This is a genomic window from Rhodoferax lacus (assembly GCF_003415675.1).
Lineage (GTDB): Bacteria > Pseudomonadota > Gammaproteobacteria > Burkholderiales > Burkholderiaceae_C > Allorhodoferax > Allorhodoferax lacus.
In genome coordinates this window covers 209031-225348 of sequence record NZ_QFZK01000004.1, presented here as the reverse complement: position 1 = coordinate 225348, position 16318 = coordinate 209031, and the positions used below count along the sequence as shown (strand labels likewise).

Below are 16318 nucleotides of genomic sequence, written 5' to 3'. Positions count from 1 at the left end.
CTTCGGAGAAAAAATCAGATCTGCGGCTGCAGCGAACGGTCATTTCGCCCCATGACCTCGCCCCGGCGCACCTCGGTCCAGTACATCCAGATCAGCGACACCCAGACCACGCCGTACATCAGCATGAAGGCGCTGGAACGAATGCCCGTGAGATCCATCAAGGCGCCAAACAAAATCGGCAAAACAAATCCGCCCAGACCACCGGCCAGGCCGACGATGCCGCTGATGGCGCCGATGTTGTGGCCGTAGTCGTCGCTGATGTACTTGAAGACGCTGGCCTTGCCGAAGGCAAACGCAATGCCCAGGATGAACATCAGGGCGGTGAAGACGTAGACGTTCAAGCCGATGTGAAAGGTCTGCGGGCCGCTGACCGTCATGACAGAAAAATCAGTCTGCGGGTACGACAGCAAAAACAGGCACACCCAACTCACCCACAGCACCCACCAGGTCACGCTGTGCGCGCCGTATTTGTCGGAGAGCACGCCGCCCACGGCGCGCAGCACGCCACCGGGCAAGGAGAAGCAGGCTGCCAGCAGCGCGGCCACGCGGATGTCCAAACCGAACTCGCCCACGTAGTACTGCACCATCCACAGGGCCAGGGCCACATAGCCGCCAAACACAATGCTGTAGTACTGGCAGTACTTGATCACCTTGGGGTCTTTGAGCGCCTTGAGCTGGGCGGAGAAGCTCTGCGTATTGGGCACCAGGTGGGCCGGGTCGCTGTGGCTGAACAGCCAGAACACCACCACCGTGCAGGCCATGATGGCGGCATACACCTGGGGCACCACGGTCCAGCCAAAGGCCACCAGAATCACCGGCGCGATGAATTTGTTGACGGCCGAGCCCGAGTTGCCCGCGCCGTAAATGCCCATGGCCGTGCCCTGCTTGCTCTTGGGAAACCAGCGCGCGACGTAGGGTGTTCCCACCGAGAACGAGCCACCGGCCAGGCCCACAAACAGGCCGATCACCAGAAAGTGCCAGTAGGCCGTGGCATAGCCCATGAGCCAGATGGCCGGCACGGTGACAGCCATCAGCGTGGCCATGACGATGCGCCCGCCAAAGCGGTCGGTCCAGATGCCGAGCGGCACGCGGATCAGCGAACCGGTGAGCACCGGTGTGGCCATCAAGAGGCCGAACTGCGTGGCGTTGAGGTCCAGCAGCTTCTTGATCGGGATGCCGATGACGCCAAACATCATCCACACCATGAAGCAGACGGTAAACGCCAGTGTGCTGACGATCAGGACCGACCAGGCCTGTTTGGGATTGTGGATATCAGACGCCATGTGCTCTCCTTGGGGACAGCCATGACTTTCGGGCTTGCGGCCCGCTCTGAACATCCTGCCGAGGAAGGCCTGGCAGCGCTAAAAAGAACTAGGGCGCTACAGGCGGACTAGTTCCAAAGTAGTAGAGGGAACAGCGAGTGGCCTGGGGTTGATCTGGCGCAAGGCGGGTGGGGGGTGTTGCGGGGTTGCAGGGGCCGCTGCCCGCAGCGCGTTAGGTGCTGGATGTTGGCGCTCTCATGCACCATGTTCTCTTCAAGCGTAGGGTGTGAATGTGTTGTCGTCTCTGCTCAACAACTGCAAGAGTTTGGGGTGAATGAAGAGCTTTTCTTTGCCCGCTTGCACTTCGCGCAATACGCCATTGGCGACCAGTTCTTTCAGATAGCGGGAGGCCGATTGGCGCTGGGCAATGTTCTTCTCGACCAGGTTGCCAATGCGGCAATAGGGCTGCTCAAAGACCACGTCCACCAGTTCGCGGGTGTAGATCTTGGGCAGGCGCGCACGCACATGGGCGGTGGTGTGTTCGGCCAGCGTGCGGATGGCGGCAATCTTGCCCGTTGTCCACTTGGCAGTTTCTTCCACGGCCTGCAGCATGAAGATGACCCAAGGCTCCAGGTTGCCGGTGCGGGTGGTGTCCAGCAGCAGGCGGTAGTAGTCGGCCTTGTAGGCAATGATGTGGCGGCTGAGGTAGAGGATGGGCAGTGTCAGCAGCTCGGCCTGAATCAGAAACAGGATGTTGAGCACCCGGCCCGTGCGGCCGTTGCCGTCGGCAAAGGGGTGAATGGCCTCAAACTGATAGTGGCCCACGGCCATGCGGATCAAGGGGTCCAACCCGGTCTGGTTGTGCAAAAAGCGCTCCCAGTTGGCAAGCAGGTCGCGCAGGCAGGCTTCGCCCTCGGGTGGGGTGTAGATAACCTCGCCCGTGCGGTCGTTGATGAGCTGGGCACCAGGGGTGCGGCGGATGTCCAGGTCGGCCGCCTTGATGGTGCGGCAGACTTCCACGGCGGTGGCCGTGCACAGCGGGCGTGCGGCTAAGGACTGGTAGCCTGCGTACAGCGCGGTGCGGTAGCGCAGTGCCTCTTTGGTGGCGGCGTTGGCCAGGTTGTCGCCACCCTGGGCGTACTGAAACAGCTGGTCGGCGGTAGTGACGATGTTTTCGATTTCCGAGCTGTCTTTGGCTTCCAGCAGGGGAATGGTGTTGATCAGCATCGTCTGGTTTGGAATCAGCTCTGCCGCCTGCTTGAGTTCGGCCAGCGCAGCGCGGGCCGTGATGCATTGCTTGAGCACGGCCTTGGTCTCCAAGTCTGCCGCAGGCGGCAGCGGAGGCAGTTGGTTCCAGGGTTTGTCGGCTCGCCAAAGGGGTGGGGAATCAGTCATGTCGATGTTTTCTGCTTTTTAAAACATGAAGCCAACACCTGTCGATGCCATCGACATGTGCAAATAACGTGTCTACATTTTCTTATTTCATCGACATATTAAAGCACGTGCCAGGAGCGCAGCGCTACCCCAACCCCCGCGCCGCCGCAAACACCGCCACCTGCACCCGCGAGCTCAGCTTGAGCTTGCGGAAGATGTGCTGCACATGCACCTTGACGGTGGTCTCGGCGATGTCGAGTTCGCGGGCGATGAGCTTGTTGCTGTCGCCGCGCGCAATCAGGCCCAGGATCTCGCGCTCGCGCACTGACAGGGACGCCAGGGCGGCATCGTCTGCGCTGGGCACCGCCTGACCCGCAGGGGCTTGGGCGTTTGCATCGGCAGCAGCTTCCTGAACCGGCGCCTTGGCGCGAAAGGCCGTCACGAACTTGGTCATCATGTCCGGACTGATGACGCACTCCCCGGCCAGCACTTTCTCGATCGAGTCGCACAGCTGCTCGGTCTCCACCGTCTTGAGCAGGTAGCCGTCGGCCCCGGCCAGCATGGCGGCGGCCAGGTCGTCTTCGTTTTCGCTCACCGTCAGCATCAGGATGCGCGCGCCCGGGTAGGCGTCTTTGAGGGCGGGGATGCCCTCGATGCCGCGCACGCCGGGCAGGTGGTTGTCCAGCAGGATCACCTCGGGCTGCACGCCAGTGCAGCAGCGCAGCGCCTCGCCCATGTCACCGGCCTGGCCAGCCAGGCTGAAGCGGCCGTCTTGCAAGAGCAGCGCGATCAGGCCGCGGCGGAACAGGGTGTGGTCATCAACCACCAGCAGGGGAATGGGTTTCATGGCCGGTATTGTGGACGCAGCGCTAGACGCGGCGCTCCAGGGCTGCCAGCGCCTGGGCATCCAGGTGCATGCCGCCCACGCTGGCGCCCGATACCGGGTGCGCGGGCAGGGTCAACACCATGGTTGTGCCCTGCCCCAACTCAGACTGCAGCTGCACCACAGCACCTATGCGCGCCGCGCGCTCCTGCATGATCTTCAGGCCCACATGGGTGCTTTGGCGATCGGGCATGTCCGATTGGAAGCCGCGGCCATCGTCCCGCACGGTGAAGCGCCAGCCCTCGCCCTTGGCAACCTCCAGCACCACCTGCGTGGCCTGGGCGTGCTTGCGCACATTGGACAGGGCTTCCTGCACCACATGCAGCACCTGCACCTGCACATCGGCCGGCAGGGGCAGGCCCTGGCCGCTCACCTGGAAGTGGGTGAGCAGGCCGGTCTGGTGCTTGAACTTCTGCAGCGTCTCCTGCAGCGCGGCTTCGATGTCCACGGTGTTGGTGCGGGTGCGAAAGTGCACCAGCAGTTCGCGCACATCGTTGATGCTTTCGCGCAGGCCGGCATCCAGCTCGTCCAGCGCGGTCTGCACATTCTCGGGCTGGGCTTTTTGCGAGGCGTGGCGCAATAGCTGCACCTGGATCTTGAGGAAGGCCAGCGACTGGGCTATCGAGTCATGCAGCTCGCGCGCCAGGAGGGCGCGCTCCTCACCCACGGCCGCCTCGCGCTCCAGGGCTGCGGCACGCAGGCTCTCCAGGCCGCTGGCCAGGTGGCTGGCCAGGGCATCGAGCAGGTCTTTTTCTTCGGAGCTGAGCTGCACGCTGCTGCGAAAAAACAGGTCAATCTCGCCCAGCACGCGTTGCTGCAGCCGCACCGGTACGCTCACCAGGCTCTCGTAGCCAGCCCGCGCGCAGGCGCGCATGGGGGAGGCGGCATGTTCCAGAATGGGTATCACCCGCGTACGGGCATCGGGCAAGAGGCTGCCGCAGGCGCAGGCCCCGGCCAGCAGGCTGCGCTCGGCCTCCAGCATCTCCTGCGGGAAGCAGTCCGAGGCCAGCATCAGGTAGCGCTGGTTGGCGTCGTCCGACCAGCGCACCGCCACCGCATCGGCATGCACCACCGCACGCACGCGCTGGGCAAAGCCGCGCGACAGCTCCTCAATGCTGGCCGCAGAGGCCGAGAAGGCGCTGATTTCATACAGCGACTCCAGGCGCGCACGCTGCGCCTCGATGTGCTGCGTCTTGACCTGCACCTGTGCCTCCAGCCCGGCGTACAGGGTCTGCAGCTCCGAGGCCATGCCATTGAAGCCGCGGGCCACCTGGCCGAACTCGTCGTCCGTGTCCACCTCCACGCGCGCCGTGAAATTGCCGGACTGGATGCTACGCAAGGCTTGCTGCAGTTGGCCCAGCGGGTTGATCACATACAGATAGCCCGTGTACAGCATGATGACCGCTCCCGCTATGGCCAGGGCCATCATCACGAACTGGGACAGGTTCAGAATGGCCGTGCGCCGGGACAGCTGCTGCTCGATGGAAGTGACCAGGCCATCCACCGCCGCCACGGTCTCTGAGGTGGCCGCCAGCGACTGCTTCACCTCCGGCGGCGCCCGGCCCTGCCAGATACCGCGGTGCGCCAGCCAGAGTGCCTGCACCTGCTCGAAGCGCGCTGTCACCTCCTCGTCCAGCGGCATGAAGAGGGGGCGGCCCGGGTCGCCCGCCTTGAGGAGTGCCAGGCTGTGGTCAAACTCCAGCACCAGATCGGCCACGGCCTGCTCTGAATGGGTGGACTGCGCGGTGCTGTTGAGGCGCCAGATCTGCATGCGCATGCGTCCGGCCTCGTTCACCGCGGCAGCGCCCCCTTCGAGCTGCCAGGTAACCCACAGGGTCAGGCCAATGGACACCAGCGCCACGCACAGCAGCACCGAACCGATGGAGACCAGTTTGGTGGAGAGGGAGTAGCGCTTTTGCAGGGCCATGGGCTTTAAGCGCCAGCCGCCTGTATCTGGCGGCCGCTAGAGCGCGGTTGCGTCCTGCTTGGGAATCAGCCGCAGCATGGCATCGATCTTGATGCTGACCCGGACCTCGCTGGCCACCAGGGTGTGCTTGACCAGCAGCTTCTCGCGCGAGGTGTCGTGCAGGCGGGGCTCGGCAATGGGTTCGTCGTTGCGGTTGAGCACGGCGGCCACCAGGGGCTCGCCGGGCTTGATGCCACGGCGGATCACTACGGCGGTTTCACCATTGACCAGCTTGACATAGGTGCCCGGTGGGCTGACCCCCAGAATGCGGACCAGCGCGGTGCCCACCTCATCGTGTTTGCTGGCCCCCGCCTTCACCACCACGCTGAGCACCGACTCGCGCGCCGTACGGCCCGAGCGTGATTTGCGCGGGCTCATGCCGGCGGTGTAGCGGTCCACCGTCTGCAGGATCTTGGTCATGCGCGGCACAGGCTCCCAATCGGCCAGGGATTCGGGTCCGTGCAGATGCGCATGGTGGCGCTCCACCAGCTCCAGCCACCTGTCGTCGGACACCTTGGCCGCCTGCAGGATTTGCTTGCCCACGGTGGTGTGGCTGTCAATCTCGCTGCGCTGGGCGGGATTGGGCTCGGACTTTTGCGCCGCCAGAATGTCCTGCAGGCGCGTCATGGCCACGTTCATGGTCAGCGCCGCACAGACCAGGCTGCCGCGCTGCTCTTCCGTCAGGTTGAAAAAAGGTGCCAGCAGGTGCACCAGGCTCGCGCACAGCAGGGAATGCATGACGCTGTAGCCATTGAAATGCGTGACCGCGCGGTTGAACAGCAAAAACTGCGAAGCCGATTTGTTCTCTGCCAGCAGGGACTGGATGTGCTTGTCCAGCAGGCGGATTTTTTTCTCGAAGTCGGCGGTGGTGCTGACGCTGGCCAACAGGCCGGCCAGCTTGCTTTCGACCTCACCCCAGCGTTCGGACAGGCTGCCGGTGAGCTTGTCATCTGAATCACCCAGGTTGAGTTTGAGGTGCTTGGAGAAATCCTTGATCGGGGCACCGATGTTGTTGAGCGTGGTGATGCCCTCCATCATTGCGCGTATGCCTTCTTCGGACTCATCGATCTCGACAAAGATCTTGTGTCGGCTGCGCAGGCCTTCGAGCTGCTGCGTGGTCTCAATCCGATGCCCTTTGGCCAACAGGATAGAGCCTGATTCGTCGCGCAACGTGAAGTTCAGCGACATGCCCAGCATCAATAGATTTTTACGAACTTCAATCAGATCCATGAAAAATCGCTCTTTGTTTTGATGGTCAAAGCATGTGGCATGGCTTGATCAGTATTGTCTCCTGCAGAGCACATTTACTCCACGGTTGACTATTATGCCCACAGGGGCGCAGGCGCGAGGGGTTCGGCCCTACGGTTTGACGCCAAACATGTCCTTGAGACGCTGCAGCAGGTCCAGATCCACCGCCGGTGCGGCAGCCGGGCCCTGGAATTCGTCATACACCCAGTCACCGCCCACCTGCGAGACCCCGGCGGGCTGCGGCATCTGGTAGACCGGTTTGCCCTTGAGGGCCGTAGCCATGAAGTCGCTCCAGATGGGCAGGGCCAGGGTGGCGCCAAACTCGCGCCCACCCAAAGACTGCGGCTCGTCATAACCCATCCAGGCTACGGCCGTGGTGGCGCCACTGAAACCGGCAAACCAGCCGTCAAAGGCCTCGCTGCTGGTGCCGGTCTTGCCGGCCAGGTCGGGGCGGCCCAGCTTTTGCGTGGAGGCGGCGGTGCCACTCACCGTCACCTCATGCAGCATGCTGGTGGTGACAAAGGCATTGCGCGCGTCGAGCACGCGGTCGCTCTCCTGCGCCAAGGCTGCGGGCTTGGCCTCAAACAGCATGGCGCCACGCGCATCCACCACCTTCTGGATCAGGTAGGGCGCGATCTGGAAGCCGCCATTGGCAAACACCGAATAGGCACCTGCCATCTGCAGCGGCGTAACCGAGCCGGTGCCCAGGGCCAGCGTGTAGTTCAGCGGATGTTTGGCAGGGTCCAGGCCGAAGCGCGGCAGGAAGTCGTGCGCATACTGCGGCGTGATGGCGCGCAGCAGGCGCACGGCCGCCACGTTTTTGGACATGGCCAGGGCATGGCGCAGGGTGATGGGGCCTTCGTACACATCGTCGTCGTTCTGGGGCGTCCAGGGCTGGCCGCCGGTCTCGGCACCACTGAGGGTGAGCGGCGCGTCATTGATCTGGCTGCCCGGCCCAAAACCTTTCTCGAGCGCGGCCGAGTAGATGAAGGGCTTCATGGCCGAGCCGGGCTGGCGCCAGGCCTGTGTGACATGGTTGAACTGGCTGCTGCCAAAGTCAAAGCCGCCCACCAGCGCGCGGTAGGCACCGGTCTGGTTGTTCAGGGCCACAAACGCCGCGCCCACATTGGGTATCTGGGTGATGGCCCAGCGGCCCTTGCTGTCCTGCTGCACACGGATCACCGAGCCGGGTTTGAGCTTGAGCGCGGCCGGAGCCTTGGGTGAGAGGGCGGCAGACGCCCGGCGCAGGCCGTCGGCAGCCAGCACCACTTCGTCGCCATTGGACAACTGGGCGCGCAGGCTTTGCGGCGTGACCGCGGTAGCCACGGCCGCCAGCATCTTGTCGCTGGGCGGGTGCTGGGCCAGCGTGGCCTCGATCAGCTTCTGGCGCTCCACGCCTTCAGCGGGCAGCGTGATGCTGGCCTCGGCGCCGCGGTAGCCGTGGCGCTGGTCGTAGGCCAGCACGTTGCGGCGCACTGCGTCATAAGCGGCCTCCTGCTCGGCGTTGACGATGGTGGTGGTAACACTGATGCCGCGTGTATAGGCCTCGTCCTTGAACTGGGCCACCATGGCCTGGCGCACCATCTCGGCAACAAACTGGGCGTGGGCGCTGTAGCTTTGCCCCTCCATGCGCACATGCAGGTCCTCCACCTGCGCGGCCTTTTGCTGGGCCTCGGTGATATAGCCCAGGTCGCGCATGCGCTTCAAGACCAGGCGCTGGCGCGCCTGGGCGCGCTTGGGGTTGGCCACCGGGTTGACGGTGCTGGGCGCCTGCGGCAGGCCGGCCAGCATGGCGGCCTGGGCAATCGTCACGTCCTTGAGCGATTTGCCAAAGTAGATGCGCGCCGCGCTGCTGAAGCCATAGGCGCGCTGGCCCAGGTAGACCTGGTTCATGTAGAGCTCCAGGATCTGGTCCTTGGTGAGCGTGCGCTCGATCTTGTAAGCCAGCATGACCTCGGTGAGCTTGCGTGAGAACAATTTGTCCTTGGTGAGAAAGAAGTCGCGCGCCACCTGCATGGTGATGGTCGAAGCCCCTTGTTTGAGGCCGCCGGTGAGGTCGGCAATCACGGCGCGCGCCACGCCCTTGAAGTCCACGCCGCCGTGCTCGTAAAACCGCGAATCCTCAATCGCCAGCAGCGCCTGCTTTTGGATGAGAGGGATGTCCTTGATGGCAATGAACTCGCGCCGCTCCTGGCCAAACTCGCCAATCAGCACACCCTCGCTGCTGTACACGCGCAGGGGAATTTTGGGCCGGTAGTCCACCAGCGCGTCCAGGTTGGGCAGGTCCAGCGGTGTGGCGGCCAAGGCGCTGCCGGCGCCCATGGCACACAGGGCCCACAAGCAGAGCAGGCGCGTGAGGAACAGGGTGAATGAAAAATTCAAGATGGGGCGCGGCGCTGGAGCTGCGTGGTTGGCGCGGTGGGGCGCAGTACAGACAAAGGGCCGGGTGGCATGGGCCCCGATTATCGCAAGCCGCGCCCCCGCGGCCTGCAACAGGCGCTTTGCAGTTGTAAATTTGGGTGAATAGGCCCACTGCCCTGCTGGCTTGGGCCGGGCAGGGCCAGCGCGGCGCGGTTTTCAGGCGGTAGCCGGGGTGCTGGCCACCTGGTGATTGGCCATGATTTCCAGGGCCCGTACCAGGCCCGAGTGGTCCAGATTCTGCAGGCCGTTGGCGCTGCATACCTGCATCAATTGCGCAGCCCCTGCCGTCTGGGGCAGTGCCATGCCGAGTTCGCGGGCGCCCTGCAGGGCCAGGCCCAGATCCTTCTGGTGCAGGCCGATGCGAAAGCCCGGATTGAAGGTGCGCTTGATCATGCGCTCGCCATGCACTTCCAGGATGCGCGACGCCGCAAAGCCGCCCATCAGGGCCTGGCGCACCTTGGCCGGATCGGCACCGGCCTTGCTGGCGAACAGCAGGGCTTCGCCCACCGCGGCAATGTTGAGCGCCACGATGATCTGGTTGGCCACCTTGCAGGTCTGGCCGTCACCGTTGCCACCCACCAGGGTGATGTTCTTGCCCATGCATTGCAGCAGGGGCAGCAGTTTCTCGAATGTCTCTTCGCTGGCACCCACCATGATGGTCAGGCTGGCGGCCTTGGCACCGACTTCGCCACCGGACACGGGTGCGTCCATGTACGCGCAACCCAGTGCGTTGATGCGCGCGGCAAAGTCCTTGGTGACCACGGGCGAGATGGAGCTCATGTCCACCACCGTCTTGCCAGCCGTCAGGCCTGCTGCCACGCCGTTGGCGCCAAACAGCACGGCTTCCACGTCGGGGGTGTCGGGCAGCATCAGAAAAATGACGTCAGCCTTTTGCGCCACCTCGGTGGCATTGCTGCAGGCCAGGCCGCCCGCGGCCAGCAGGTCGGCGGGAACCTGGCTGCGCGTGTTCAGGTACACCGTGTGACCGGCGGCGATCAGATGCCTTGCCATGGGTGCGCCCATGATGCCCAGGCCGATAAATCCAAGTGTGCTCATGTTGTTGAATCGTGAAGGGGGTTGAAAAATGGATCAGGCGGCGTAGCGGTCTTTGAGCGCCTGGGTGGCGCTGCGGAAGGCGCCCAGGTCACTGCCCACGGCCACAAACGTGGCGCCCATGGCCATGTAGCGGCGGGCATCGGCTTCCACCGGTGCCAGGATGCCGCTGGCCTTGCCCGCTTGTTTGGCGGTTGCAAAAATGTGCGCAATGGCGGCCTGCACCTCCGGGTGCGCGGCGTTGCCCAGGTGACCGTAGGTGGCGGCCAGATCGCTGGGGCCCACGAACACGCCATCCACGCCGGGGGTGGCGGCGATATCCGCTGCTGCGGCCACGCCCTGCGGGCTTTCGATCTGCACCATCACGCTGATCTGGCGGTTGATGTCCTGGAAGTAATTGGGCACCGTGCCATAGCGGTTGCTGCGCTGGGCCACTGACACGCCACGCACACCTTCTGGCGGGTAGCGGGTGGCGGCCACGGCCTCGGCTGCATCTTCGGCGCTTTGCACCATGGGGATCAGGAAGTTGTAGAAGCCGGCGTCCAGCAGGCGCTTGATTTCCACCGTGTTGTTGCAGGTGGGGCGCACCACCGGCGCGCTGCGGCTGTCTTTGAGGGCCATCAGCTGCGGCACGAAGGTGATGGCGTCGTTGGGCGAGTGTTCGCCGTCCAGCAGGATCCAGTCAAAACCGGCCACGCCCAGCACTTCGGTGGCTACCGGGCTGGCCAGCGAGCACCAGCAGCCAATCAGGCGCTGGCCCGCCAGCAGTTGCTGCTTGAAGGTGTTGGGGAAGGATTGGTAGGGTGTATGTTGTGTCATGGCTTGGGGCCTTGTGTGTTCAGGTAATGGGTGCGGGGTTGAACAGCACCAATGCGTTGTGCAGCTTCCAGTGTTCGGCCCAGGTTTTCTTCTCGCCGCTGGCCACAGCCAGCAGCAGGTGAAAGAGTTCCCAGCCGACATCGGCAATCGAGGCCTGGCCATCGGCAATGCGCCCGGCGTTCACATCCATCAGGTCGTGCCAGCGCGTGGCCAGGTCGGTGCGCGTGGCCACCTTGATGACCGGGCACGGGGCCAGGCCATAGGGCGTACCGCGCCCGGTGGTGAACACATGCATGTTCATGCCGGCTGCCAGTTGCAGCGTGCCGCAGATGAAATCGCTGGCAGGCGTTGCGGCGTAGACCAGGCCGCGCGTGCTGGCCTTCTCGCCCGGCGAGAGCACGGCACTGATGGGCACGGTGCCGGACTTGATGATGGAGCCCATGGCCTTCTCAACAATGTTGGACAGGCCTCCGGCCTTGTTGCCCGGCGTGGTGTTGGCGCTGCGGTCGGCACTGCCGCGGCCCAGGTAGGCGTCGTACCAGGCCATCTCGCGGGCCATGGCCTGGGCCACCTCGGGCGTGGTGGCGCGGGCCGTCATCTGGTCCACGGCGTCGCGCACTTCGGTGGTCTCGGAGAACAGCACGGTAGCACCGGCGCGCACCAGCAGGTCGGTGCAAAAGCCCACGGCCGGGTTGGCCGTCACACCCGAGAAGGCATCGCTGCCACCGCACTGCACGCCCACCAGCAGTTCACTGGCAGGCACGGTCTCGCGGCGACGGGCATCCAGACGCGCCAGATGCTTCTCGGCCGAAGCCAGGATGGAGTCCACCATGGACATAAAGCCCACGTGCGCCTCGGCCTGCAGGCAGACCACGTCCAGCACCTCGCCGGACTTCAGTTCAATGCTGCCGGGAGGCAGCAGGCGCTCGGGCTGCAGCTTCTCGCAGCCCAGGCTGACCACCATCACCTCGCCACCAAAGTTGGGGTTGCGGCTGATGTTGCGCAGGGTGCGGATGGGGATGATGGCGTCGGGCGCGTCGATGGCCACGCCGCAGCCATAGGCATGCTCCAGCCCCACCACGTCGTCCACGTTCGAAAAACGCGGCAGCAGTTCGGCCTTGATGCGCTGCACCGCAAAGTCCACCACTCCGGCCACGCATTGCACGGTGGTGGTGATGGCCAGGATGTTGCGCGTGCCCACCGAGCCGTCGGCATTGCGGTAGCCCTGGAAGGTGTAGCCCTCCAGGGGCTCCAGCGCTGCGGGCTGGTTGTTGGCCATGGGCAGGTCATCCAGGCTGCGCGCGGCGGGCATGTGCAGCAGGCGCTCATGCACCCAGGCACCAGCGGCGATGTCCTTGATGGCATAGCCGATGGGCACGTTGTAGCGGATGACGGGCGCGTCCTTGGCGATCGCCACCAGCGCCACCTTGTGGCCTTGCGGCACGCGGTCCAGCAGGCGCAGGCCATCGTCCAGCAGCGTGCCCGGACCCAGTCCCCCGTCATTGGCCACGATGGCGACGTTGTCGCCCGCGTGCATGCGGATGGTCAGGGGCTTCATGGGTGTGCTCTGTGTGTTGCCCATGGCTTTAGTTGAACATTACAAAGTGCGGCAGCCACAGCGAGAACGCGGGCACATAGGTCACCAGCATCAGGCACGCCAGCAGGGCACCATAGAACGGCCAGATGGAGCGCATCACCTCACCCACCGATATGCCGCCAATGGCGCAGCCCACAAACTGGGTGCTGCCCACCGGCGGGGTGTTCAGGCCCAGGGCGCAGTTGAGCAGCATCATCACGCCGAACTGCGAGGCATCCATGCCGTACTTCTGGCAGATCGGCAGGAAGATGGGCGTGCAGATCAGCAGCGTGGGTGCCATGTCCAGAAAGGTGCCCAGCAGAAACAGGATGATGTTGACCGAGAGGAAAATCATCCACGGCGTCTGCGTAAAGCTGGCCATCAAATCGCCGGTGCGCTGGGGCACTTCGTACATGGCCAGGAAGTAGCCAAAGGCCGCCGAGATACCAATCAGGAACAGCACCACGCCGGTGGTCTTGCAGGCCTTGGCGCAGGAGGCAATGAAGTCCTTCCAGGACAGGGAGCGGTAGGCCAGGCCGGTGACCAGCAGGGCCCACAGCACCGCCGTGGCCGCCGACTCGGTGGCCGTGAACACACCCGACAAGATTCCCACCAGGATGATGGCAATGATCAAGAGGCCCGGCAGTGCGGCCATGAAACTGTTGAAGACCTCGCCCCAGCCCTTGAAGGCGCCGCGCGTGGGGTAGCCACGCTGGACCGCCACACCGTAGGCCGCCAGCAGATTGAGCAAGGTCAGCAGCACGGCCGGAATCAGGCAGGCCAGGATCATGCCCAGCACGCTGACCGAAGCAATGCCGGCGGTGGCCAGGGTGTAGAGAATCAGGTTGTGGCTGGTGGGCATGAGGGCGCCCACCAGGGAGGCATGGGTGGTGACGTTGACCGCATAGTCGGTGTCATAGCCCTCCTTCTTCATCAGCGGAATCATCACCGAGCCCATGGCTGACACGTCGGCCAGGGGCGAACCGGCCACGCCGCCAAACAGGGTGCAGCCCAGCACGTTGGACATACCCAGGCCCCCACGCACATGGCCTACCAGGCTGTTGGCAAAACGCACGATGCGCTGCGCAATGCCGCCATGCAGCATGAGCTCGCCGGCGAAGATGAAGAAGGGAATGGCGAGAAAGGAAAACACCTGCATGCCCCCCACCATCTTCTGGAACACCACCGCCACCGGCAGGCCGGCCGCGATGATGGTGGCCACCGAGGACAGGCCCACGGCAAAGCCCACGGGCACGCCGATGAGCAAGAGCAGGGAGAAGCTCACTCCCAGAACAGTCAATTCCATGCTGGCACCACTTCCTTGCCCTGCACCAGGGCGATTACATGTTCAATCGTAAAAAGCACCACCAGCACGCCGGCAATGACCAGAGGCACATAGTCCACGCCTGAGGGCACCGGCAGCATGGGCTTTTGGTCATTCCACTTCAGGACCGCCCAGACATAGCCGTTGTAGGCCATGAGTGCGCCGAACGCCCCCACCAGCACATGGATGACGATCTCCAGCTTGAGCCGCAGGCGCTCGGGCAGCAGCGTGATGATGGAATCCATGCCGATGTGGCCTGCATCGCGTACCCCCACGGCCACGCCCAGGGACGTGATGTAGAGCACCAGCAGCAGGGCCAGGGCCTCGGCCCAGGTCGGCGTGTCGTTGAAAACATAGCGCCCGATCACCTGGTATTGCACGCAGGCGATCAGCACGATGAGGCCCACCACCGCCAGCATCAGGCTGAGCTTGGACAGGGTGGCGCACAGGCGGGTGTACAGGGCCATGGGCTTTACTTGGTGTCCTGCACGGCCTTGACCAGACGCTTCATGTCGGGCGTAGCGGCGAACTTCTCATACACCGGGGCCATGGCGTCCTGGAAGGACTTCTTGTCCACTTCCACGATCTCGCTGCCAGCGGCCTTGACCATGTCGAACTCTTTCTTCTCATAGGCAGCCCAGGCCTTGCGGTTGAAGTCCACCGAGGCGGTGGCTGCGGCGCGCACCATGTCCTGCTCGGCTTTGGGCAGCTTGTCCCAGGACAGCTTGGAGAACAGCAGCACCTCGGGGGCCATGGAGTGCTCGGTCTTGTTGTAGTACTTGGCCGCCTCGAAGTGGCGGAAGCCCGAGCCGTAGGAGGGGTAGTTGTTCTCGGCGGCATCCACCAGGCCGGTCTTCAGCGCGGTGAGCACTTCGCCTGCGGGCATCGGCGTGGGGTTGGCACCCATGGCACCTGCCACGGCCACCCACAGGTCCGACTGTTGCACGCGGATCTTCATGCCCTTGGTGTCGGCCACGGTCTTGACCGGCTTCTTGCTGTAGATGGAGCGCGAGCCCGAGTCGTAATAGGCCAGCAGCACAAAGCCCTGGGCTTCGCAATCCTTGGCAATTTCGGCGCCAATCGGGCCGTCCAGCACCTTGTGCAGATGGTCCACCGAACGGAACAGGAAGGGCAGCACCGGGATGTTGGTCTTGGCGCAGATCGAGTTCATGGGGCTGATGTTCACGCGCGTCATGTCCAGCGCGCCGATCTTCACCTGGTCAATGGTTTCCTTTTCGGTGCCCAGCGCGCCCTTGTTGAAGACTTTGATGGAGTGCTTTCCACCCGAGGCTTTGTTGAGCTGCTCGCCCATGAATTTGACGGCTGTGACCGTGGGGTAGTCATCGGAGTTGTGCACGTCGGAGGACTTGAATTCGGTGGCCTGTGCGCTAAGGGCAAGTGCTGCCACAGCGGTGGCGATCAGTTGGGGGGCGTGTTTCATGGTGTCTCCTGGAAATGGTTTTGGGTGGTTGAAACGGGAACAGAAAAATGGGCCAACGCAGGCTCGGCCAGGCCTTGCACAGCGGGCAGGTGGATGGCGAACAAGCCGCCATCCAGTGCATCCGCCGCGCTGCCTGCAGGGCGGATGGTGGTGATGTACAGGGTGCGCATGTCAGCGCCACCAAAGGCACACATGGCGGGCTTGGCTGCGGGCAGAGCTACCGACATGTCCAGCACGCCCGCAGGCGTGTAGCGGTGCACCAGACCGGCGTCGTTGCCGCAAATCCAGTAGCAGCCGTCGGTATCCATGGCCGCACCATCCGGTCGCCCAGCAAAGCCGGCCATATCAATAAAGGGGCGCGGCCTGGTGGGCAGGCCCTGCGCGGTGTCGTAGTCATAGGCCCAGACCTGGCGCACGCTGGCGTGCGAGTCGCTCAGGTACATGGTGCGGCCATCCGGGCTGAAGGCCATGCCGTTGGGCGTAATAAAACCCTGCAGCAGCGAACGCAAGGCGCCATCGGCCTGCAACTGGTAGATCTGGCCCACCGCGCGTGCAGCGGCCATGTCCATCAGCATGGTGCCGGCCAGAAAGCGGCCCTGGCGGTCGCAGCGGCCATCATTGAAACGCATGCCGGGCAGTGCATGGTCCACCGCGGCCAGGCGCGTGAAGCCCAGCGTGTCGTCGCGGCTGGTGTCCAGCGCGAACAGGCCGCTCTCGGCACCCACCACCCATTGCGTGGGGGCGCTGCCGCGCACGATGCAGGCCAGCATTTCGGGCGCACTCCACACCTGGTGCCGGCCGCTTTGCGGCTGCAACCGGTGCAGCTGCTTCGCGGGGATATCGACCCAGTACAGGGCCTGCTCGGCGGCATGCCAGACCGGGCTCTCGCCGGTGCTGTTGTGCACGTCCAGCACGCGCTCGGCGCTGCGGGTGGAAACACGCGACATGGCT

Annotated in this window: 13 protein-coding genes; all 13 read right to left on the bottom strand. The window is 64.2% G+C overall.

Annotated features, from left to right (window positions below):
- Positions 1-14 precede the first annotated feature (14 nt).
- Positions 15-1283, bottom strand: coding sequence for an MFS transporter (locus DIC66_RS09115; RefSeq protein ID WP_117176305.1), 1269 nt, complete (start codon positions 1281-1283; stop codon positions 15-17).
- Positions 1284-1535: 252 nt separating this feature from the next.
- Positions 1536-2657 (bottom strand): protein adenylyltransferase Fic, encoded by a 1122-nt coding sequence (gene fic, locus DIC66_RS09110; protein WP_117176303.1) that lies wholly within the window; start codon positions 2655-2657, stop codon positions 1536-1538.
- Positions 2658-2781: 124 nt separating this feature from the next.
- Positions 2782-3483 carry a LuxR C-terminal-related transcriptional regulator gene (locus DIC66_RS09105; protein ID WP_117176301.1) on the bottom strand — a complete coding sequence of 234 codons (702 nt, stop codon included), beginning with the start codon at positions 3481-3483 and terminating at the stop codon, positions 2782-2784.
- Positions 3484-3505: 22 nt separating this feature from the next.
- The gene (locus tag DIC66_RS09100; protein WP_117176299.1) at positions 3506-5446 is read right to left on the bottom strand and encodes a type IV pili methyl-accepting chemotaxis transducer N-terminal domain-containing protein; all 1941 of its coding nucleotides are present in this window, start codon (positions 5444-5446) and stop codon (positions 3506-3508) included.
- A 36-nt stretch (positions 5447-5482) separates the two neighbouring features.
- Positions 5483-6715, bottom strand: a complete 1233-nt coding sequence (locus DIC66_RS09095) for an HD-GYP domain-containing protein (RefSeq protein ID WP_147321278.1) — start codon at positions 6713-6715, stop codon at positions 5483-5485.
- Positions 6716-6844: 129 nt separating this feature from the next.
- Positions 6845-9115: a PBP1A family penicillin-binding protein gene (locus DIC66_RS09090; protein ID WP_338052485.1), complete on the bottom strand. Its 2271-nt coding sequence runs from the start codon at positions 9113-9115 to the stop codon at positions 6845-6847.
- A gap of 195 nt (positions 9116-9310) precedes the next feature.
- Complete coding sequence (locus DIC66_RS09085) at positions 9311-10210, bottom strand: 2-hydroxy-3-oxopropionate reductase (protein ID WP_117176295.1); 900 nt, start codon at positions 10208-10210, stop codon at positions 9311-9313.
- A 33-nt stretch (positions 10211-10243) separates the two neighbouring features.
- Positions 10244-11026, bottom strand: coding sequence for a 2-dehydro-3-deoxyglucarate aldolase (garL, locus tag DIC66_RS09080; protein ID WP_117176293.1), 783 nt, complete (start codon positions 11024-11026; stop codon positions 10244-10246).
- A 19-nt stretch (positions 11027-11045) separates the two neighbouring features.
- Complete coding sequence (gene garD, locus DIC66_RS09075; protein WP_117176623.1) at positions 11046-12584, bottom strand: galactarate dehydratase; 1539 nt, start codon at positions 12582-12584, stop codon at positions 11046-11048.
- Between the two features lie 28 nt (positions 12585-12612).
- Entirely contained in the window at positions 12613-13908 is a 1296-nt protein-coding gene (locus tag DIC66_RS09070) for a TRAP transporter large permease (RefSeq protein ID WP_117176291.1), read from the bottom strand.
- Positions 13899-14387 carry a TRAP transporter small permease gene (locus tag DIC66_RS09065; RefSeq protein ID WP_117176621.1) on the bottom strand — a complete coding sequence of 163 codons (489 nt, stop codon included), beginning with the start codon at positions 14385-14387 and terminating at the stop codon, positions 13899-13901. The genes DIC66_RS09070 and DIC66_RS09065 overlap by 10 nt, the downstream gene beginning before the upstream one ends.
- 11 nt (positions 14388-14398) lie before the next feature.
- Positions 14399-15367 (bottom strand): TRAP transporter substrate-binding protein, encoded by a 969-nt coding sequence (locus DIC66_RS09060; RefSeq protein ID WP_117176289.1) that lies wholly within the window; start codon positions 15365-15367, stop codon positions 14399-14401.
- On the bottom strand, positions 15364-16314 hold the full coding sequence (locus DIC66_RS09055) for an SMP-30/gluconolactonase/LRE family protein (protein WP_117176287.1): 951 nt from the start codon (positions 16312-16314) through the stop codon (positions 15364-15366). The genes DIC66_RS09060 and DIC66_RS09055 overlap by 4 nt, the downstream gene beginning before the upstream one ends.
- Between the last annotated feature and the right edge of the window lie 4 nt (positions 16315-16318).